Raw genomic sequence first — 21,837 nt, 5'->3', positions numbered from 1 at the left:
TGAGGATATTGGCATGCAGCAACTGAATCCATCCGAGATCAGTGACATCATCAAGAAGAGAATCGAAAAGCTCGATATCTCTTCCGAAGCAAAGAACGAAGGTACGATCCTGTCCGTTTCTGACGGCATCGTACTGATCCACGGTCTTGCCGACGTAATGTACGGTGAGATGATTGAATTCGCTAACGGCACTTACGGTATGGCTCTGAACCTGGAGCGTGATTCCGTAGGTGCGGTTGTTCTGGGTGACTACGAGGATCTGGCCGAAGGTCAGAAGGTTCGTTGCACCGGTCGCATCCTGGAAGTACCGGTTGGTCCGGAACTGCTGGGCCGCGTTGTCGACGGTCTGGGTAACCCGATCGACGGCAAGGGCGATCTGGGCACTGACCTGACTTCTCCGGTTGAGAAGGTTGCTCCGGGCGTTATCGCTCGTCAGTCCGTTGATGAGCCGGTACAGACCGGTCTGAAAGCGATCGACACCATGGTTCCCATCGGTCGTGGTCAGCGTGAGCTGATCATCGGTGACCGCCAGATCGGTAAGACTGCGGTTGCCATCGACGCGATCATCAACCAGAAGAACACGGGCGTAAAGTGTATCTACGTTGCCGTAGGTCAGAAGCAGTCTTCTATCGCTGCGGTAGTACGTAAGCTGGAAGAGCACGGCGCTATGGACCACACCATCGTGGTTGCTGCGGGTGCTGCTGATCCTGCAGCGATGCAGTTCCTGGCTCCGTACGCCGGTACTGCGATGGGTGAATACTTCCGTGACCGCGGTGAAGACGCCCTGATCGTATACGATGATCTGTCCAAGCAGGCTGTAGCCTACCGTCAGATCTCTCTGTTGCTGCGTCGTCCGCCAGGCCGTGAAGCCTACCCGGGTGACGTATTCTACCTGCACTCACGTCTGCTGGAGCGCGCTTCCCGCGTTAACGCCGACTACGTTGAGCAGCTCACTAACGGTGAAGTGAAAGGTAAGACCGGTTCTCTGACCGCGCTGCCGATCATTGAGACCCAGGCCGGTGACGTATCTGCGTTCGTACCGACCAACGTAATCTCCATCACTGACGGTCAGATCTTCCTGGAAACCAACCTGTTCAACTCCGGTATCCGTCCGGCGATGAACGCAGGTATCTCTGTATCCCGTGTTGGTGGTGCAGCCCAGACCAAGATCATGAAAAAGCTCGGCGGTAACATCCGTCTGGCCCTGGCTCAGTACCGGGAACTGGCCGCGTTTGCCCAGTTCGCTTCCGACCTTGACGAAGCAACCCGTAAGCAGCTCGAGCACGGTCAGCGTGTTACCGAACTCATGAAGCAGAACCAGTACAGCCCGCTGTCCGTGGCTGAGATGGGTACGGTTCTGTTTGCAGCCAACGAAGGCTTCTTGGACGACGTTGATGTCGAGAAAGTGGTTAAGTTCGAAGCGCAGCTCCTGGACTGGATGCGTTCCGAGCAGAAAGAACTGCTGGACAAGATCAACGTTAAGGGCGATTTCAACGACGAAATCGCTGCCGGCCTGAAAGCTGCACTGGAGAAATTCAAGACCACTCAGAGCTGGTAAGAAAGCAGGCCTGCAACCCCGGTTGCAGGCCAGTTTCGTAGCAACGAGTGTCTAACTTGAGAAGGCAGTGAGTTATGGCCGTCGGCAAAGAAATACGTAACCAGATATCAAGCATCAAGAGCACGCAGAAGATCACCAGCGCCATGGAAATGGTTGCGGCGAGTAAGATGCGTAAAGCTCAGGATCGCATGCAGGCAACTCGTCCGTATGCCGATAAGATGCGTCAGATGATCGGGCACATTGCCAAGGCGAATGCTCAGTACAAGCACCCGTTTATGGTGGAGCGTGACGTCAAGCGCGTCGGCTACATCGTGGTGTCAACTGATCGTGGCCTCTGTGGTGGTCTGAACATCAACCTGTTCAAAGCGCTTGTCCGCGAAATGAAAGCGTGGAACGAGAAAGGCGTGGAGGCTGATCTTTGTGCGATCGGTCAGAAAGGCGCGTCTTTTTTCCGGAGCTATGGCGGCAATGTCGTTGCGGCATTGACCCACCTGGGTGACAACCCAAGCTCAGACAAGCTCATCGGCAACGTCAAGGTTATGCTGGACGCGTTCTCAGAAGGCAAGATTGATCGTCTGTATCTTGTTTCAAACGAGTTTGTGAACACCATGACCCAGAGCCCGAAGGTGGAGCAACTACTGCCCCTGCCTCCGAGCGAAGACGACGAAATCAAGAACCAGTGGGATTACATCTACGAGCCGGACGCCAGGCAGATTCTTGAAGGCCTGATGCCGAGATTCATCGAGTCCCAGGTTTACCAGGGCGTGGTTGAAAATCTGGCTTGTGAGCAGGCTGCGCGGATGATTGCCATGAAGAGCGCTACTGATAACGCTGGCAGCATCATTGACGAGCTTCAGTTGGCTTACAACAAGGCCCGTCAGGCAGCGATCACCCAAGAGATTTCGGAGATTGTGAGCGGCGCGGCTTCGGTCTGATCCCGCCCACGATCCAACTGGTTTTATTGACTATTAAGATAACGAGGAACCGAGCATGAGTAGCGGACAAATCGTTCAGATCATTGGCGCGGTTATCGACGTGGAATTTCCACGTGACTCCGTGCCAAAAGTATATGACGCACTGCTGCTTGAAGGTGGCGACACAACTCTGGAAGTCCAGCAGCAGCTGGGCGACGGTGTTGTACGTACCATCGCCATGGGCAGCACCGAAGGCCTCAAGCGTGGCCTGACCGCAACCAACACCAACGCACCTATCTCCGTACCGGTCGGTACCCAGACTCTGGGCCGTATCATGGACGTTCTGGGTCGTCCCATCGACGAGCAGGGCGACATCGGTGAGGAAGAGCGCTGGGCTATCCACCGTAAGGCACCGGGCTACGCGGATCAGTCTGCCTCCGCAGACCTGCTGGAAACCGGTATCAAGGTTATCGACCTGATCTGCCCGTTCGCCAAGGGTGGTAAGGTTGGTCTGTTCGGTGGTGCCGGTGTAGGTAAAACCGTAAACATGATGGAGCTGATCAACAACATCGCGAAAGAGCACTCCGGTCTCTCCGTATTCGCAGGTGTTGGTGAGCGTACCCGGGAAGGTAACGACTTCTACTATGAGATGAAGGAGTCTAACGTTCTGGATAAAGTGGCCATGGTTTACGGCCAGATGAACGAGCCCCCCGGAAACCGTCTGCGTGTAGCTCTGACCGGCCTGACCATGGCTGAGAAGTTCCGTGACGAAGGCCGTGACGTACTGTTGTTCGTTGACAACATCTACCGTTACACCCTGGCGGGTACCGAGGTATCTGCACTGTTGGGCCGTATGCCTTCCGCGGTAGGTTACCAGCCGACCCTGGCCCAGGAGATGGGTGAGCTGCAGGAGCGTATTACCTCCACCAAGACCGGTTCCATCACCTCCATCCAGGCGGTATACGTACCGGCGGACGACCTGACTGACCCGTCTCCGGCGACGACGTTCTCTCACCTGGACGCGACCGTAGTACTGAGCCGTGACATCGCTTCCAAGGGTATCTACCCGGCGATCGATCCGCTGGACTCCACCTCTCGTCAGCTGGACCCGCTGATCATCGGTCAGGAGCACTACGAAGTTGCGCGTGGCGTGCAGACCAACCTGCAGCGTTACAAGGAACTGAAAGACATCATCGCCATCCTGGGTATGGACGAGCTGTCAGAAGAAGACAAGCTGACTGTAGCCCGTGCCCGTAAGATCGAGCGTTTTCTGTCCCAGCCGTTCCACGTTGCTGAAGTATTCACCGGTTCTCCCGGTAAGTACGTGTCCCTGAAGGAGACCATCAGCAGCTTTAAGGGCATCCTCAACGGTGACTATGACGACATGCCTGAGCAGGCGTTCTACATGGTCGGCGGCATCGAGGAAGCGGTCGAGAAAGCGAAGGAAATGAAGAGCAAAGGCGAGTAAAATCAGCCTTAGCACCGATTTTCCGGATCGATCAAAGAGGCAACTGACATGGGTATGACCGTGCATTGTGACGTGGTAAGTGCCGAAACAAAGATCTATTCCGGATTGGTTGAAATGCTGATCGCAGCGGGCTCTGAAGGTGACCTGGGTATTGCCCCGGGTCACACTCCGCTGCTGACAGAGCTGAAGCCAGGTCCTATTCGGATTATCAAGCAGGGCGGTGAAGAAGAGATTCTTTACGTGTCTGGCGGGTATCTGGAAGTTCAGCCCAATCTGGTAACTTTGTTGGCGGACACAGCGGTTCGTGCAAAAGATGTGGACGAAGCGGCTGCACTCGAGGCTCAGAAAGAAGCCGAGAAGGCACTTGCCAACAAAACCGGTGAATTCGAATACTCCCGTGCCGCTGCAGAGTTGGCCGAAGCTGTGGCACAGCTTCGCACCATCCAGCAGCTGCGGAACAAAATGCGCTAAGCGTTTTGATTTCGGAGTAACCGAAGACAAAAGCCGCACCCTGAAACACTGTATTACCGTTTTATCAGCGGACTTTACAGTGGACCAGGAAGCGGCTTTTTTTATTTTGAGAGCAACAGGAAAGACTGGAGGCACGTTTGTCCACCAAGCCCTTACACGTAGTGATTCTGGCAGCCGGCCAGGGTTCGAGAATGAAATCGGCCCTACCGAAGGTACTCCATGCAGTCGCTGGTAAACCCATGCTCCACCATGTGATTGAAACGGCAGAAAAGCTTGGCGCGGACAAGATTCATACGGTAATCGGGCACGGAGCGGAAAAGGTTCGCGAAGCTTCTGACGGACGCAATGTTCACTGGGCCGTTCAGGAAGAGCAGCTGGGTACCGGTCATGCGGTCGCTCAGGTGTTGCCCGAATTGCCGGACAACGCGCGTGTGCTTGTTCTGTATGGCGATGTGCCTCTGATTAAAGAAGAAACTCTGGCCCCGATGGTCGCTACGCTGGATGAACAGACGCTGGGCCTGCTGACGGTCACGCTGGACGATCCCCAGGGTTATGGCCGTATCGTTCGCGATGAATTGGGTAAGGTTGTAGAAATTGTTGAGCAAAAGGATGCCAGCGCTGAGCAACAGGCCATCCAGGAAGTCAATACCGGTATCCTTGCAGTGTCTGCCCGGCATCTCAAATCCTGGCTTCCAAGCCTTTCCAATGCCAATGCCCAGGGCGAATACTACCTCACCGATATCATCGCCATGGCGGTTCAGAATGGCCTTGACGTGTCGGTTTCCCAGCCCGCCAATGAGTTTGAAGTGCAGGGGGTGAATAACCGTCTGCAACTCTCGGAGCTCGAGCGCTGGTATCAGCGCAAAGAAGCGGAGCGGTTAATGACTGAAGGTGCCACCCTGGCTGATCCCACCCGAGTCGATGTGCGGGGCGAACTGACTATTGGCAACGACATCCTGATCGATATCAACGTGGTGTTCGAAGGCCAGGTGGAACTGGGTAACAATGTGTCTATCGGTCCCAACTGTGTCATCAAGGATGCTCGAATCGCCGAGGGCGCCAGCATCAAGGCAAACAGTGTGATCGAAGGTGCCAGCGTTGGCGCCAATGCGGAGATCGGACCGTTTGCCAGGCTCCGTCCGGGTACCGAACTGGCCGCCGGAACCAAGGTCGGTAACTTCGTTGAAACGAAAAAGGCCATTGTGGGTGAGGGCAGCAAGATCAATCACCTCAGTTACGTGGGGGATGCCTCACTGGGTCGTAATGTGAATGTGGGTGCAGGCACCATCACGTGCAATTATGATGGTGTTAACAAGCATCAGACGATCATCGGCGACGGTGTGTTTGTTGGTTCAAACACCTCGCTCGTAGCGCCCGTAGAAGTAGCAACTGACGCGACCATCGGGGCGGGCTCCACCATCACGCGAAATGTGGCTGATGGTGAGCTGGCCGTCGCACGGGGGCGCCAGAAAAATATTTCGGGCTGGGAACGTCCGACCAAAGATTAAACAGGTTCTAAAAGACAGGTGAAAGCAGCATGTGTGGCATTGTAGGGGCAGTTTCGGAAAGGGACGTTCAGGGAATTCTGCTGGAGGGTCTGCGCCGCTTGGAATACCGCGGCTATGATTCTGCTGGCATGGCGGTCGTCGATGGCGAGAATTCCGTCCAGCGTGCCAGGGAAGTGGGCAAGGTTGCCTCCCTTGCGGACGCTGTCGAGTCAAACCCACTGACCGGTCATGTCGGTATTGCCCACACCCGTTGGGCGACCCACGGTGAGCCCTCGAAACTCAATGCCCATCCCCACATGTCCGGCGACCGCCTGGCCATAGTCCACAATGGGATCATCGAAAACTACCAGGAACTCCGTGAGGAGCTGAAGGCTGAAGGCTTTGAGTTCACCTCGCAGACCGATACGGAAGTGGTGGTTCACCTCATCGAGAAACACTATCGGCAGCTCGGCAAGGTTTACGACTCTGTAAAAGCAGCCATCAGCCGCCTGCGTGGTGCGTATGCGCTCGCCGTTGTTCATTCTGACGAGCCAGACCATCTGGTGGTTTGTCGTGAGGGCAGCCCGCTGGTGATTGGCGTTGGCATTGGTGAGAATTTTATCGCCTCCGATCAGTTGGCTTTGCTGCCGGTAACTGACCGGTTTATTTTCCTCGAGGAAGGCGATATTGCGGATATCCGTAGGGAAGGTGTGACCATCCACGATCGCGAGGGCACGCCGGTCGAGCGCAAGGTTACGCGATTCGAGCATGGTGCAGACTCTGCCGATAAAGGCGAGTACCGGCATTACATGCTGAAAGAAATTTACGAACAGCCGAAAGTGATCAAGGCCACCATGGAAGGCCGAATCACCGATAGTCGGGTACTGGAACAAGCCCTTGGCACCGAGGCGGCCAACTTGTTGAAGGACGTCAACCACGTCCAGATCATTGCCTGTGGCACCAGTTATCATGCCGGTATGGTCGCTCGTTACTGGATCGAAGAACTGGCTGGGGTTGCCTGTTCTGTCGAAGTGGCTTCTGAATTCCGCTACCGCAAGCATGTCATTCAGAAAGACACGCTGTTCCTCTGTATTTCCCAGTCCGGTGAAACGGCCGATACCCTCGCGGCCCTGCGTCAGGCCAAAAAGGCGGGATTCCGAGCTGCCCTGGCTATCTGCAACGTGCCAGGCAGTTCCCTGGTGCGCGAATCCGATCTGGTCATCATGACGCAGGCCGGGCCGGAAATTGGCGTAGCGTCCACCAAGGCATTCACGACCCAGTTAACAGCCCTGCTGATCTTTACCGTGGCACTGGCCCGTCATAATGGACTCTCTGCCGAGCGGGAGGCGGAAATCGTAAAGGCCATCCACGAGTTGCCCGGACAGGTTGAAAATGTACTGGCTCTGGATGGTGAGATCGCCGAGTTGTCCAAGGCCTTCATGGACAAGCATCACAGCCTTTTCCTGGGGCGGGGCTCCCAGTTCCCGGTTGCCCTTGAAGGGGCTCTGAAGCTAAAGGAGATTTCCTACATTCATGCGGAGGCGTACCCTGCCGGCGAACTGAAGCATGGGCCTCTGGCGCTGGTTGACAACGAAATGCCGGTTGTCACTGTGGCACCGAACAATGAACTGCTGGAAAAGCTCAAGTCCAACCTCGAAGAAGTCAGGGCTCGCGGTGGAGAACTGTTTGTCTTTGCCGACAAGGATGCTGAGGTTCAGGAAGAGGAAAACATCCATGTGATGCAGATTCCTCCTGTGCACGAGATCACGGCGCCGATTGTCTACACCGTCCCGCTTCAGTTGCTGTCCTACCATGTGGCGGTATTGAAAGGTACGGATGTGGATCAGCCACGGAACCTGGCCAAGAGTGTGACGGTAGAATAAGGTCAATCTTCGGTTAGTGCCGAGTTATTTTCCCTCTGAGATTTCGAATCTGTTGCCCGGCAGGGATGGCCGGGCTAAATCAACAAGGAGCGTTGCAATGTTTCAACTGAATACCCTCAAAAACGGTTTGCTGGCTTTTGGGTTGTTGTGGGGGGCTTCGTCTTCAGCTGCACCACTCTCGAGTCAGGATGTCGAATGATTCATCGCCTGTTTTACCGAACTCAGCGTGCTGGCCGATGAATTCGGCGACCTGGAAGATCCGGATTCAACCATAAAGTCCGATCTGACAGCCCCCTATTCCCAGCTGGTTCGACAGAGCAAACCTCATCCGTCCTTCCACAAACTGGTTGCCATCACCGACGATCACGGCTTCGACAGTCCGGAAGCGTTTGGCCTTATCGCGGATCAGATCTTTCTGACCTACGGTGTTATTCAGTTGAAATCCGATCCACACGCGCAGCAGATCCGGCAGCACTTCAGTATGCCAGCCACCGCTCAGAGTCTTGAGGACAGCGCTGATGAGTATCTTCAGCGGGCTTGCCGGAGGAAATGAGGGAAGAAATGGAGCGCAATCTCAGAGAAGCCATCCAGGGCGCCACCCAGTTCGCGGTTCATTTGGAGTCAGTGTCTGAGCAGGATATTCAGGTCGTGCAGCCTTATCTGGCCAGGCTGCAAACCTTCTTCGAAGCTGAGGCCGTCAACGATGACGGTTACGGTGATGAATTCGATGAGTACGACAGCTCTTACGGTGATTCTCTCCAGAGCGACTCCCATTGTTAGTTCCCTCGACTACTGGCCAGTGGCTCACAGGTGAAGTGAGCCTCAACCGCCTTCGATCTGGCTGTTTCTGATTGTCTGCGGAGATACCCTGGTCATCCCCGGACCCGATGATGTCTCTTTCACTCTCCAGACCGCTGGACTCACCGATGAAGTCACACACCATTTTCGGATTCCCGGTTCCACTCGACCAGTCCCCAGGGGTTGGGAATCCCTGCCACAAAACTCTCGAACTGATCTTCGACCATACGCCAAACCGCCACAGTTAGAGGTCCCCTTCCTACAGTGCTCATGCATCAGCTGTGTGCGTGACGGTTTGACAGTGAACTGCGAGCTTGTGTGTTTATTTTGTAGTGACTTGTACTAACCGGATCTCTACCTATGGAAACTATCTGCTATGATGCGCGCGCCTGTTTAACTACCCACTAGTGATTTCGTCATGCCATCCACCGTTCTGGGCGGGTTTACCGCTAATTTTCTGGGCAATGCCCCCGGCTGGTACAAACAGCTGATCATCCTTTTTCTCATTATTAATCCGCTGGTTGTCTGGACTCTTGGTCCTGGTGTCGCTGGTTGGGTACTGGTTGGTGAGTTCATCTTCACCCTCGCCATGGCACTGAAGTGCTATCCGCTATTGCCCGGTGGACTGCTGGCCGTTGAATCCCTGCTGATCGGCATGACCTCTCCGGATGCGGTGTATCACGAAGTGCTGGCCAACTTCCCGGTCATCCTGCTGCTGATGTTCATGGTGGCGGGTATCTACTTTATGAAGGACCTGTTGCTGGTTACGTTTACCCAGATTCTGGTGGGTGTCCGTTCCAAGTCGGCGTTGTCGCTGTTGTTCTGTGCCGCGGCGGCAGTCCTGTCAGCGTTCCTGGACGCCCTGACGGTAACGGCGGTGATCATCAGTGTGGCGGTGGGTTTCTATTCCGTTTACCACAAGGTGGCTTCCGGCAAGGGGTATCACCACAACGACCACAACGCACAGAGCGATGAGCATGTGATTGAGCTGCACCGTGAAGACCTGGAGAACTTCCGGGCTTTCCTTCGCAGCCTGCTGATGCACGGTGCCATTGGTACCGCCCTGGGTGGTGTTGCCACCATGGTGGGCGAGCCCCAGAACCTGTTGATTGCCAAAGTGGTTGGCTGGAACTTTGCCGATTTCTTCCAGGCCATGCTGCCGGTCAGTTTCCCGGTATTGCTGGCTGGCCTGGCAACCTGCTGGGCGTTGGAAAAGCTTCGCTGGTTTGGCTATGGCACCCGTTTACCGAAGCCGGTCCGCCGGGTACTCGAAGAGTTTGCTGAAAACGAGCGCACCAAGCGCACCAAGGCGGATCAGGCAGCCCTCTGGGTTCAGGCCCTGGCGGCCGTGGTACTGGTTATTGGTCTTGCCTTCCATCTGGCAGAAGTGGGTCTGATCGGCCTGCTGGTCATTATCCTGATTACCTCGTTCACCGGGGTGACCGACGAGCACCAGATTGGTAAGGCGTTCCAGGAGTCATTGCCGTTCACCTCCCTGTTGGTGGTGTTCTTCGCTATCGTAGCCGTGATCCACGAACAGCACCTGTTCAAGCCAATCATCGATCTGGTGCTGAGTCTGCCGGAAGACGTTCAGCCGGGCTGGTTCTTTATTGCCAACGGCGTGCTGTCGATGATCAGTGACAACGTGTTCGTCGCGACGGTGTATATCAGCGAAGTGAAGCAAGCACTGGAAGCGGGAGTGATCAGCGAGCAGCATTTCCGTAACCTGGCGGTGGCCATCAACACCGGAACCAATCTGCCGAGCGTGGCGACGCCAAATGGTCAGGCGGCCTTCCTGTTCCTGCTCACATCGGCGATCGCACCCCTGGTTCGGTTGTCCTACGGCCGGATGGTGGTCATGGCATTTCCCTACACCCTGGTGATGGGTGGCGTTGGCCTGTTTGCGGTGGTGAGCCAGATCTGACGTCGAAGCTCACAGTTTTCAGCGGTTATTGGTGCACAAAAGTTCAAGTCTGGTAATCTTGGTCGCATCCAATAACAACCAGATGTTCATGAATAACCGCTGTAACTTCTCTCCTCTGCGGAAGTCTTTCCGGCACTTTATTCTGTGCTTGGGATTGTTCGCCTCCCTTATCTCGGGCACCGTATTGGCTGCTCAATCGGGAGGTAATTCCAAATTGCTCCGTATTGCCTATGTGGAGTTTCCGCCTCTCACCTATCGTTCTCCGCAAGGGGAACCTGCTGGAATTTTTATCAACATTACCCGGCGCTTGGTAGAACAAGCAGGTTACGTTGCGGAATTTGTTTATCTGCCCACATCCCGTGCCTATCTCTACCTGAAAAATGGTGAGATTGATGTCTGGCCTGGGATGACCAACATCCCCAGCCTAAAAGGGCAAATCCTTGAAAGCTGGGCTAGTCCATTCAGTTTTTTTCTCTGTGCGTGGAGCTTGAGCAATAACGAACCGTTGACCCACTTTGATGAATTAAACGGTAAAACGGTCATAGTAATTTCTGGATACACCTATAACGGGTTGCTTGGATGGCTTAAGGCGGCTGAGGGTATCCGGGTTACCGAAGCGCCGAGTCACAGAGCGGCTGTTGAGATGCTCAAGTTGAAAAGAGGCGATTACCTGCTGGATTACCGTTCACCTGTCCGCGACATACTGTCTGAGGAGGAGAAGCAACTGTTCACTGAAGTGCACGTGCGGCGAAGAAACGGGGCCTGGTTGTTCTCACTGGCCAACCCCCGTGCTGCCATCCTGCGTGAGGTATTCGATGATGCCTACATGCAGCTGCTTGAACAGGGGCTGGTACCTCCCGTGCAAGACAAAAGTCCGGGACCGGTCATGCCCGGATTCCCGGAGCAGTTTCTGTAACACGTAATCCCGAATTCCTGGTTTCCGAAAGGAACTTCTGCTGCTGAGCGTTTGGCGCGTTCCACGAATCCCGCTTTTTCTTCTTAAAACTCTACCGCGACATAAATCCTGGCCGGGTAGTCCGGCCACAAGCCCCACGTTATTAAACTGATTGTCACAGTTGTCGGAAAGATTTGAGGCGTCTGGGCTGAGGATTTCATACCAGAGCAACGCCAGTGAAGGATAAACGGTGCGTAAACACTTGGAAAATAGATAAAAATCATATGTGTACCTAAAGTAAACACATGTTTACACAATTAACAAAGTTTAAGGAGTATCGGCAGGCCATACTGAACTTGGTTCAGTGGAAGAATGGTTTATGTCCAACAGCGTACTAACACCGGCAAGGCGTGCAGACAAACGTTCCGAAGAGCGGAAGACTCCTGAGTCTGTCGAGCCTCCAGCCTTTGATCGGGTGCCGGCGAATTCCAGCCCCCGTGTAGACGGGAACCCCAGTTCCAACGAGGTTTCGGCTGAATTGGCCCGTAAATGGCTGGCTTGGCAGTGCCGGATGGTGACAGGCCTTATCCGCGGCGCACTCTACTTGCCAGAAAACGCCAAGCGTCTGGGTGCGGCTGTTTCCTGGTGGCCCGAGAAGGGCGAAGGGGAATCTCTTCTGGTGGATGCCGCTGCCCAGGCACTGGCGGGCAATCGAAGCGTAGTTCGCTCCCAGCAGCATTACGGGCCAGACAAACAGCGGGTTTGTGAATTAATCGCCACTCCGTTCTTTGTTGATAATAAGCCGGTAGCCGTCGTCGCAGTTCTGATCTCGCCTCGCTCTGTGGCCCAACAGAAAGCAGTATTGCAGTTGCTCCAGTGGGGTGGCCTGTGGATGAAAACGCTGGTGCAGCAGCATTCAATCGCACAGCGAGAAGCAGGTACTTTTGCCTTAAGGGCGATGACCGCTATTCTCCGACATCCCTCCTCCCATACAGCGGCGATTGAGACAGTCAATCAGCTCGCGAATCAATTCCGCTGCGAACGAGTCAGTATCGGTTTTCGTCAGGGGCTGCCTGTCCGCCTTCAGGCGATGTCTCATATGGCCAGCTTTGATCCACGGACCCAGATGGTGCGAAGAACAGAAGCGGCCATGGAAGAGGCTGTGGATCAAGGCATTGCCATGATATGGCCCACCATTCCGGGTCAGAACTCGGTGGTCTCCAGGGCCCATGCCGAATTGGCGAATCAGCCGCAAAGTGTCGCTGTTTGCACAATCCCGTTACGAGGGCGATCAAAGGTTATCGGGGCTGTGACGCTGGAACGCGATCTGAAGGACCCCTTTGACGAGGAAACGGTCGCTTTGTGTCAGTCCCTGGTCGCTGTCGTCGGCCCCGCGTTGGAGTCGAAAATTCAGGATGAGCGTTCCTTCTGGTTGAAAGGCATTGAAGCATTCAAGGAATCAGCCGCAAGTGTCTTTGGCCCATCATTCATGAGGTTAAAGGTGGTGACGCTGACGGCACTGGTGTTGCTCGGTGCCTTGTCATTGGTGGACGGAACTTACGAGATGACTTCGCCGGCCAGCATCGAAGGTGCCGTTCGTCAGGTCCTGGTGTCGCCACAAGACGGCTATGTGAAAAGCGCTGGGGTCCGGGCGGGTGATGTGGTCACGGAAGGCCAGTCGATAGCCTTGCTGGATGATCGCGATCTGCAGCTTGAACGTCAAAAATGGCAGAGCGAGTACAACAAACTCCAAACCGAGTATCAGGAAGCGCTGGCCGAGAGCGAGCGGGTTACGCTCAGTGTCTTGCGTGCCCAGCTTGACCAGGTGAACGCTGAAATCCAACTGGTCGAAGAGCGGATAAAACGAACACAACTGCGCGCGCCTTTCGATGGTGTCGTGGTCACTGGTGACTTGAGCCAATCGGTCGGGGCGCCGGTTGAGACTGGCGAGGTGCTGTATGAAGTTGCGCCGCTGGAGAGTTATCGAGTGGTGTTGGAAGTGGATGAGCGGGATATGGCGGGCGTGGAAAAAGGCAAGACGGGGCGTCTGATCATCTCGGCGCTACCTGAAACCACCTTTGACCTTGTCATTGATCAAGTCGTGCCGGTAGCGGTCTCCAGTGATTCACGAAACTTTTTCCGGGTCGAAGCCTCGCTGGAACAGCCTGCACCTATGCTGCGCCCGGGAATGCGGGGTGTGGCCAAGGTGGATATGGGACAACGCAGTTTGCTGTGGATCTGGACTCACTCGATCGTTGATCGAGTCCGTCTCTGGTTCTGGGCGGCCTGAGGGGAGAACGACAAATGACCGTGGCATCCCAAAATCCCCATTGGCCTTTACTTGCCGGGTTGCGGCCCAGGCTGCGTCAGCACGTAAGAACCCACTCCCAGCAATACCGTGGTGAACGCTGGTACCTGTTGCGCGATCAATCCAACAGTCGTCATCTCCGTTTCAGCGCACCGGCTTATGAGTTTGTTGGTCGACTCGACGGTGAACTCACGGTGGAAGAAATCCACCACAGGATAAGGATCGTTCTGGGTGAGGATGCGCCGACCCAGGATGACATCGTGCTGATTCTGACGCAGTTGTTCGCGATGGATCTTCTGCGCAGTGAATTGCCGGCCGAGGCCAAGGAATTCTTTAACCGTTTTCAGGATGAGCGCCGTCTTCGCAGGCAACGAGCCTTCATGAACCCCTTGGCGATCCGGATTCCGTTGCTGGATCCCGACACGATTCTGAATCGCCTCATGCCGTGGATTCGCCCGGTGTTTTCCAGAGCCGGAGTGGTCGTCTGGATACTCCTGGTTGGTTTAGCTGGCCTTCTGGGTCTGACAAATATTCCCGAAATCAGCGCATCGGTAAACCGGGATATCCTGTTACCGGCCAACCTTGTTCTGATGCTGCTGACCTTTGTGGTTATCAAAATAGTGCATGAGTTTGCCCACGCCTTTACGGTGAAAATGTGGGGGGGCGAAGTGCATGAAATGGGGATAACACTTCTGGTTTTTGCGCCGGTGCCGTATGTGGACGCCTCTGCAGCGTGGGAGATACGTGACAAGTACAAACGGGCACTGGTCGGCGCGGTAGGTGTACTGGTCGAGTTATTCATCGCTGCACTGGCGCTGTTCGTATGGCTGGCCGTTGAGCCTGGTCTGGTGCGCGACGTCGCGTTCAACGCAATGTTGATTGGTACTGTCTCGACCCTTCTGTTCAACGCCAACCCGCTGTTGCGATTCGATGGTTATTACGTACTGCAGGATCTGGCTGAAATTCCCAATCTCTATGCCCGCTCAAGCCGCTACTACCTGTATCTGATTCAGCGTTATCTGTTTGGTATTGAATCCGCTCGTTCCCCAGTGACGGCCGCCGGCGAGTCAGTCTGGTTTGCTGTGTATGGGCTGGCGGCCTTTATCTATCGGTTGTTCATTCTTGCCGTCATCGTGCTGTTTCTGGTGGAAGAATACCTGTTTATCGGGGTTGCCCTGGGCGCCTGGGCGATGGGGACGCAAATTGTTCTGCCGCTCTATCGTGGTACCCGTTTTCTGCTCGAAGGGCCGTCGCTGGCGGGTCGGCGTAAACGGGCTACGGGAGTTTCCGCACTAACGATCGGTGGTGTGAGCGCCATTCTGTTACTCGTGCCGGTATCACTCACCAGTCAGGCACAAGGCGTTGTCTGGGTTACCGAGCAGGCCCTGGTCTATAGCGGTGCAGAAGGGTTGGTGGAAGAGGTGTTGGTGGAACCCGGAACGCCTGTCGAGGCCAATACACCTCTGGTTCGCATGAGCGCCTTTTCACTGGAAGCTCAAATTTCAAAACTGGATGCGCGCCGCCGGGAGTTGGAAATTCGCATTGCCGCCGAGCGTTTGAATCAGCGCGTGAAATCGAAATTGCTTGATTCAGAGCTTCGTTGGGTTGAAGCCGAGCTGGCGATGCTGAAAACACAGCAGGACTCCCTGATCGTGCGTAGCCAGGTCGCCGGTGTGTTTGTGCTGCCTGACGAAAGCAGGTTCGTCGGACGTCACCTGCGAAAAGGTGAGCTGATCGGTTATGTGATCAGCCCGGAGCGCCTGATCGTGAGGGCGGTCGTGCCGCAATCGAAGATAGGCCTGGTGCGAGAAAAGGTCTCCCAAGTTGAGGTCCGGGTTGCCGAACGGTTGAGTGAGACGGTGCAGGTTCATGTCAGTCGAGAGACGCCGGCCGGCAGCACGGTGTTGCCCAGCAGAGCCCTGGGTACTGCCGGCGGCGGGGCCATCGCGGTAAAGAAGACCGATAGCGGGGGAACCTCTGCCGCAGAAGAGGTGTTTCATGTAGATCTGTCATTGCCCGAGGGTTTCAATGTGGCCGGGGTGGGAGAGCGCGCCTACGTGCGCTTTGATCATGGCGCTGAGCCTCTGGCCAGCCAATGGTTGCGCAGTGGTCGCCAGCTGCTGTTGAGCAGGCTCGATTTCTGACCCTACAAGTATTCAGCAGGAGAGAATAAGAATGAAAATAAAAGCACGGGTCTCGCTCCTGTTCGCTCTGATAACGAATGCAGTCGTCAGCGTTCAGGCAAACGAGCATCCACGGGAAGAAGCTGGTCACGCCATTCCCATCCAGGACTGTGTCATGCAGCCCAGTGAAATTGTCGATGTGGGCAGCGCCATACCCGGCGTTGTTGATGCCATCCACGTTTATCGCAGTGACCGGGTAGAAAAAGGCACCGTCATTGTCGAGCTTGAATCGAGTGTGGAACGGGCCTCTCTGGAGCTGGCCCGGATTCGAGCCGGTATGGATACGGCCATAGAGTTACACCAGGAACGTGCCGAATTTGGTTCGCTGACTGAAAAGCGTATGCGGGAACTGTTACGTAAATCCGCCATCTCCCAGCACGATGTGGATCAGTCGAAAACCGAAGCGCGCATTGCGGAACTGCAGGTCAGGCAACAGCAGGATGAGAAGGCCCTTGCAGAGCTTGAATATCACCGGGCAAAAATGATCCTGATGCAGCGCAGTATCCGCAGCCCCGTCGCGGGCGTGGTCATGGAACGCTTCAAATCGGTGGGTGAGTTTGTGGAAAACGATCCTCTGGTTCGTGTTGCTCAATTAGATCCCCTGCATGTGGAGGTCATCGTGCCGGTGGATTATTGGGAGCAGATCTCGCCGGGTATGGAGGCGGAGGTGAGCACGGGCTATGGGACCTCAGCCGAATACCGTGCAACGGTTGAGCGAGTCGATCGTGTTGCTGATGCTGCCAGCGGCACCTTCGGTGTTCGCTTAAGCCTGCCCAATCCCGATTATCAAATCCCTGCCGGCCTACGGTGTCAGTTGAGCTTTTTACCGCCGTCTCTGGATGAGCCCGAACAGGTTGCCGAGGCTGCGGAGAGTGGGGCTCCCGTCGAGGTCGCTGACGAGTATCCGCCAGAAAGCTGTTACAGCATCGGCCCCGTCGAAGACGAAGCCACTGCTCAAGGGCTTGCCGAAAGGCTTGAACAAGCAACAGAAAAGTTGCAGTTACGCTCGGTCAGTAACAACGTAACGGCAGGCTATCAGGTGCTCGCGGTGGAGCCCTCCAACTCTCAGGACGCTGACGAATTACTGGCCCGCCTTGATCAAGCAGGCATTACCGACCGATTCGTTCTGGCCGGGGGCGAGCATAAGGGCCGTGTAGGTCTGGGGTACTTTAGTAAGCGAGCGTTCGCAGAGAAACGTCAGGATGCGCTTGGTCTGTTGGGCTTCGAAACGGAGCTTCTGCCGGACAGAAAAGACGTCCAGGAATATTGGCTGGAAATGGCTGTGTCCGGCAAAACCGATCTATCCGACCAGTTACAAAATACGGTCGCAGCCCTTGATTCGACAGCCACCTTCAAGCCGATGGCTTGTTACCCGGAATTGGCCGAGCGCTGAGTTCAGTGTTGACGGAAAGGGGTCTCAGATGGAGTTAGGCACCTGATGGATAAAAAACAAAAAAAACGCGGCGCCCCACTCATCGAGGCTCTTGAGCCACGGATGCTGTTCTCGGCGGATATGTTTGCCGGGGCCGCTGATAATCCGGCTACCGACGATTCCCTGGCCACGTTGCTGGACGACACGGCCGCAGTGCTTGAAAAACAGCGTGCCCAGCTGGCAAAAGAACAGACCCAAAGCGAACCCTCGGAGCTAAGCCCCCAGGATCAAGAAGTAACTTCGCCTGCGACGGAGACCTCTGTTCGTACCGAGTTGGTCTTTGTGGATACCGATACGCCCGACTACCAGCAACTGGTCGATGGCATGCTCTCTGAGAGCGATGACGATCGCCGGTTGGAAGTCATCCTGCTCGACAATAACCGCGATGGCATCGAACAGATAACCGCAACGTTGCAGGATTATCAGGCGGTAGACGCCATCCACATTATTTCTCACGGTTCTGATGGCGCCGTTGATCTGGGCAGCGGTCAGCTCAGTAACGAGAATCTGCTTTCCTATCAAGGCCAGCTGCAATCCTGGGCAGAGTACCTGGATTCCGACGCAGACATTCTTTTCTATGGCTGTGACCTGGCAGCGTCCGAGTCCGGTAAAGGCCTGATCAATGAAATCAGCGAATTGACCCAGGCCGACGTTGCGGCCTCCGATGACTTGACCGGTCACCAAAGCCTTGGCGGCGACTGGGATCTGGAATATCAGGCCGGTGACATCGAAGCGACCGTCGCCATCAGCGACAGTCAGCAGAGCCAGTGGCAGAACATTCTGCCGACATTGAACGGTGCGAACGATTTACAAACCATTGACGAAGACCCGGTCAGTAATAACGGCACCCTGGTTACCGACCTCATCGCGGGCCAGATCACCCATCCCCCCGGCCCCGGCGGTGGGGTTGATGGCATCGCAGTCATTGCCGTCGACGACAGCAACGGTACCTGGGAGTACACCACCGACGGCGGCACCAACTGGATCGCCTTTGGCGCGGTAGACAGTTCAGCGGCTCGTCTGCTGGCAGCCGACGCCAACACCTCGGTGCGCTTCGTGCCAGATGCGGACTGGAACGGTACGGTTACCGACGGCATCACCTTTCAAGCCTGGGATCAGACCTCCGGCACGGCCGGTGGCACGATGGATTTGAGCACCACCTTTGTCCTGGATTCCTTTGAGAACGGCTATAGCGGCAACAATGGCAGTGTCAACTGGAGTGACTCTTGGCAGACTACTGGCGCCAATATCTCCATTAGCAGCGCGGGCTCGGTGGTCGATGGTTCGTACCTGCAGATTGGCCTGAACAATGGTACCTCCATTGAGCGCGAGGTCGATCTAAGCGGAGCGACCTCGGCAACGTTGAGTTTTACCTATGAGGAGAGCTACAACGTCGAAACCGGCACGGTTATCCTTGAGATATTCGACGGCGCCAACTGGAACCCACTGCAGACATACTACATCAATCAAGACAACTACGTGGGAAACGTGGGGTCTTTCGAATCCTTTGATATCAGCGCCTATGCTGCGGCCAACACGACGATCCGCTTCAAAGTAGACGCACCGGCAACCGGTGCACTGATGTACATCGACGATGTCAGGATCGATTTTACCACCTCCGGGACCGCCGGAAGCTCCGCGTTCAGCGCCGAGTCAGCCAGTAGCAGTGTCACCGTGAACCCGGTCAACGATGCCCCCATCGACCTGACAACCACATCCAACACTCAGGGCGGGATCAGCCTCAATGAGGACGGTGGTAACGATACGTATCTTGTCGCCGACAGTGGACTGCCAAGCCCGCTTAGCCAGTTCACGGTAGAGGTGCAGTTTGAAGGCAAGAACACCTCTCCCGATCACGAGACGGCTTTTATTTCCTACAACACGGGATCCGGGGATGTGCTCAGCATCCAAACGGTGTCATCAACGGACACGAATAACCCGAACGCGCTTGAGCTCGATATCGGCACCGGTACTCCAGTGTATTCGGATGCTATTGATTACAACGCGGCCCTGATGGATGGGCAGAGCCACACCCTGTCTGTGAGCTGGGACAACACCGCCGGAGACTGGAGCATATACATCGATGGCGTGTTGGTAGACAGCGGCACCGGATTATCGGCAGGCGAGACGATTCCGACGGGCGGAACTTTGATGTTCGGTCAGGAGCAGGACGGCGCCGGCGGCAGCGGCAGTTTGGATCCGCTCCAGCACTTTAACGGCACGCTGTATGATGTCCGGCTCTTCGATGATGTGCGCACAGCCACGGAAGTGGCGACGCACTACTCCGAGACGCTGCCCAGTAACGAACCTGGCCTGGTTGCGAACTGGATATTCGACAATCTGTCCGACAGTGGCGGGGTCATCGATAGCGTCGGCGGTAACAACCTGACCGTGGGGCACGCCAGCGGCGCAGGGTTCACACCGAGCAACCCGGAACTGATCCTTTCCGTGCTGGATACTGATGTCAACGGAACCGTGGTCGGTACGCTGTCGACCATTGATCCAGACATTGGTGACAGCTTTACTTACACGCTTCTCGATAACGCCGGTGGCCGTTTCGACATTGATCCGGTCAGCGGAGAGATCACGGTTCTGGATGCCTCCCTGATCGATTACCAGACCGCGACATCACATGCCATTACGGTCCAGGTCACTGATTCAGGTGGGCTGACCTACAGTGAAATCTTCACTATTGAAGTCGTTGACGACACCAATGCCGCGCCTACCGGTTCCGCCCTGGAAGATACGGCGCTGTCATATACGGAGAATGATGGAGCGGTCGCGATCACTTCCACGCTGGCCATCACCGATGCAGATGACACGAACATTCAATCGGCCGTCGTGCAAATTACCGCAGGATACATCAGTGGCGAAGACGTCCTTGGTTTCACGGATCAAAACGGCATTACCGGTTCCTTCGACGCTGCCACTGGAACCTTGACGCTGACCGGCAGTGCCACGTTGGGGCAATATGAAACGGCACTCCGCTCAATCACCTATAACAACACCAGCGAGAATCCGGACACAACGACTCGTACGGTAAGCTTCACCGTCAATGATGGTAATGCCAACAGCAATACCCAGGCGCGTGATATCGCCATCACGTCGGTCAATGATGCGCCGACGGTGGGCACCAATGCGGCAGCAACAGTGGCCGAGGGTGGCCAGGTAACCATCACCTCGGCGATGCTTAGCGGAGCTGATCCCGACGATGCGGGGGCCGAACTGACTTATACGGTCACCAGCGGGCCGACCAATGGCCAACTGGAACTGACGACCAATCCCGGCGTGGCGATCTCCTCGTTTACTCAGGATGACATCGACAACAACCGCCTGATCTTCGTCCACGATGGATCGCAGGTGACCACGGACGCGTTTGGTTTCTCCCTGGCCGATGGTGGTGAAGACGGAGCGGCGTCAGCCACGGATACGTTCAATTTCAACGTGACCAACGTCAACGACGCACCGACGGCGGCGAACAATACCATCACGACCAACGAAGACACCGTCTATACCTTTACGGCAGCTGATTTTAAATTCAGTGACATCGACGGCGATGCACTGGCCAGCGTTCAGATTACTTCTTTAGAAAGTGCCGGATCTTTGCAGCTCAACGGTGTGGACGTCACCCTGAACCAGGTGATCACGAAGGCCGATATCGATGCGGGTAACCTGACTTTTACCCCGGTGGCTGATGCCAACGGTACCGGCTACGACAGCTTCGGTTTTTCTGTTAACGATGGCACGGCCGATTCGGCCTCAAGTTACACCATGACCGTGGACGTCATGGCACAAAACGATGCACCGACCACCTCGCCGGTCACGCTGGCACCGATTGCTGAAGACAGCGGTGCGCGCACCATCACCCAGGCCGAGTTGCTGGGCAATGCCAGTGATGCCGACGGCGATTCGCTCACCGCAACCGGGCTGGCCATCACCAGTGGCAATGGTCTTCTGACCGACAACGGTGACGGCACCTGGACCTACACCCCGGCCCCCAACGACGATACCTCGGTCAGCTTCAGCTACAGCATCACCGATGGGTCCGCCACCGTCGCCGGCAGTGCCACACTGGACATCACCCCGGTCAACGATGCACCGGTGAACACGGTCCCCGGTGCTCAAACGGTCAATGAAGATACGTCTCTGGCCATCAGCGGCATCAGTGTCACCGACGCCGATAATAATCTCTCCACCGTTCAGTTGACCGTCAACAATGGCACCGTGAATGTCACCCTGTCCGGCGCGGCCACGATCTCGGCTGGCGCCAACGACTCGGGTGATTTAACGCTCTCTGGTTCAGTGGCTGACATCAACGCCACCCTGGCATCGCTGACGTACCAGGGCAATCTTGACGTCAATGGCAGCGATACGCTGACGGTCCTGTCCACGGACAGCAACGGCGCGTCCGATAGCGATACCGTGGCGATCACCGTCACCCCGATCAACGACACGGCGGTGTTCAGCGGCGATACCTCGGGCAGTGGCGATGAAGACACGGTGATCAGTGGCAGCC

Annotated in this window: 14 protein-coding genes; all 14 read left to right on the top strand. The window is 55.8% G+C overall.

All coding sequences use genetic code 11. The annotated features are described in order from the left end of the window. Positions 1-13 precede the first annotated feature (13 nt). Positions 14-1,558, top strand: a complete 1,545-nt coding sequence (atpA, locus tag K8I84_RS12205; protein ID WP_223795053.1) for a F0F1 ATP synthase subunit alpha — start codon at positions 14-16, stop codon at positions 1,556-1,558. 74 nt (positions 1,559-1,632) lie between these two features. After that, the gene (gene atpG / locus K8I84_RS12200; protein WP_223795052.1) at positions 1,633-2,493 is read left to right on the top strand and encodes a F0F1 ATP synthase subunit gamma; all 861 of its coding nucleotides are present in this window, start codon (positions 1,633-1,635) and stop codon (positions 2,491-2,493) included. Between the two features lie 55 nt (positions 2,494-2,548). Continuing rightward, positions 2,549-3,940: a F0F1 ATP synthase subunit beta gene (gene atpD, locus K8I84_RS12195; RefSeq protein ID WP_223795051.1), complete on the top strand. Its 1,392-nt coding sequence runs from the start codon at positions 2,549-2,551 to the stop codon at positions 3,938-3,940. 48 nt (positions 3,941-3,988) lie between these two features. After that, complete coding sequence (locus K8I84_RS12190; protein WP_117618963.1) at positions 3,989-4,411, top strand: F0F1 ATP synthase subunit epsilon; 423 nt, start codon at positions 3,989-3,991, stop codon at positions 4,409-4,411. Between the two features lie 137 nt (positions 4,412-4,548). Beyond that, positions 4,549-5,919 carry a bifunctional UDP-N-acetylglucosamine diphosphorylase/glucosamine-1-phosphate N-acetyltransferase GlmU gene (gene glmU, locus K8I84_RS12185; RefSeq protein WP_223795050.1) on the top strand — a complete coding sequence of 457 codons (1,371 nt, stop codon included), beginning with the start codon at positions 4,549-4,551 and terminating at the stop codon, positions 5,917-5,919. A 29-nt stretch (positions 5,920-5,948) separates the two neighbouring features. Further along, entirely contained in the window at positions 5,949-7,781 is a 1,833-nt protein-coding gene (gene glmS / locus K8I84_RS12180) for a glutamine--fructose-6-phosphate transaminase (isomerizing) (protein ID WP_223795049.1), read from the top strand. A gap of 226 nt (positions 7,782-8,007) precedes the next feature. Next, positions 8,008-8,334, top strand: coding sequence for a hypothetical protein (locus K8I84_RS12175; RefSeq protein ID WP_223795048.1), 327 nt, complete (start codon positions 8,008-8,010; stop codon positions 8,332-8,334). A gap of 8 nt (positions 8,335-8,342) precedes the next feature. Continuing rightward, positions 8,343-8,561 carry a hypothetical protein gene (locus tag K8I84_RS12170; protein ID WP_223795047.1) on the top strand — a complete coding sequence of 73 codons (219 nt, stop codon included), beginning with the start codon at positions 8,343-8,345 and terminating at the stop codon, positions 8,559-8,561. A gap of 436 nt (positions 8,562-8,997) precedes the next feature. Then, on the top strand, positions 8,998-10,503 hold the full coding sequence (gene nhaB, locus K8I84_RS12165; RefSeq protein WP_223795046.1) for a sodium/proton antiporter NhaB: 1,506 nt from the start codon (positions 8,998-9,000) through the stop codon (positions 10,501-10,503). A 214-nt stretch (positions 10,504-10,717) separates the two neighbouring features. Continuing rightward, positions 10,718-11,419, top strand: a complete 702-nt coding sequence (locus K8I84_RS12160; RefSeq protein WP_223795045.1) for a substrate-binding periplasmic protein — start codon at positions 10,718-10,720, stop codon at positions 11,417-11,419. Positions 11,420-11,777: 358 nt separating this feature from the next. Further along, positions 11,778-13,688, top strand: coding sequence for an efflux RND transporter periplasmic adaptor subunit (locus K8I84_RS12155; protein ID WP_223795044.1), 1,911 nt, complete (start codon positions 11,778-11,780; stop codon positions 13,686-13,688). Between the two features lie 14 nt (positions 13,689-13,702). Next, a complete protein-coding gene (locus tag K8I84_RS12150) occupies positions 13,703-15,850 on the top strand; it encodes a hypothetical protein (protein ID WP_223795043.1) in 2,148 nt (715 codons plus the stop codon). Between the two features lie 31 nt (positions 15,851-15,881). Next, complete coding sequence (locus K8I84_RS12145; RefSeq protein ID WP_223795042.1) at positions 15,882-17,282, top strand: efflux RND transporter periplasmic adaptor subunit; 1,401 nt, start codon at positions 15,882-15,884, stop codon at positions 17,280-17,282. Positions 17,283-17,327: 45 nt separating this feature from the next. Then, positions 17,328-21,837: DUF4347 domain-containing protein (locus tag K8I84_RS12140; protein ID WP_223795041.1), on the top strand; the 4,510-nt coding region annotated here is incomplete at its 3' end.

The sequence above is a fragment of the Marinobacter sp. F4216 genome, assembly GCF_019931195.1.
In the GTDB taxonomy this organism is placed as follows: domain Bacteria; phylum Pseudomonadota; class Gammaproteobacteria; order Pseudomonadales; family Oleiphilaceae; genus Marinobacter; species Marinobacter suaedae.
Note: the sequence above shows the minus strand (reverse complement) of the source record. Positions and strands in the feature narration are given on the sequence as shown.

Coding starts and splice junctions, on each gene's coding strand:
- nhaB (WP_223795046.1), top strand. CDS start 8,998: ATGCCATCCACCGTTCTGGGCGGGTTTACCGCTAATTTTCTGGGCAAT.
- atpD (WP_223795051.1), top strand. CDS start 2,549: ATGAGTAGCGGACAAATCGTTCAGATCATTGGCGCGGTTATCGACGTG.
- K8I84_RS12150 (WP_223795043.1), top strand. CDS start 13,703: ATGACCGTGGCATCCCAAAATCCCCATTGGCCTTTACTTGCCGGGTTG.
- glmS (WP_223795049.1), top strand. CDS start 5,949: ATGTGTGGCATTGTAGGGGCAGTTTCGGAAAGGGACGTTCAGGGAATT.
- atpA (WP_223795053.1), top strand. CDS start 14: ATGCAGCAACTGAATCCATCCGAGATCAGTGACATCATCAAGAAGAGA.
- K8I84_RS12145 (WP_223795042.1), top strand. CDS start 15,882: ATGAAAATAAAAGCACGGGTCTCGCTCCTGTTCGCTCTGATAACGAAT.
- K8I84_RS12170 (WP_223795047.1), top strand. CDS start 8,343: ATGGAGCGCAATCTCAGAGAAGCCATCCAGGGCGCCACCCAGTTCGCG.
- K8I84_RS12155 (WP_223795044.1), top strand. CDS start 11,778: ATGTCCAACAGCGTACTAACACCGGCAAGGCGTGCAGACAAACGTTCC.
- atpG (WP_223795052.1), top strand. CDS start 1,633: ATGGCCGTCGGCAAAGAAATACGTAACCAGATATCAAGCATCAAGAGC.
- K8I84_RS12190 (WP_117618963.1), top strand. CDS start 3,989: ATGGGTATGACCGTGCATTGTGACGTGGTAAGTGCCGAAACAAAGATC.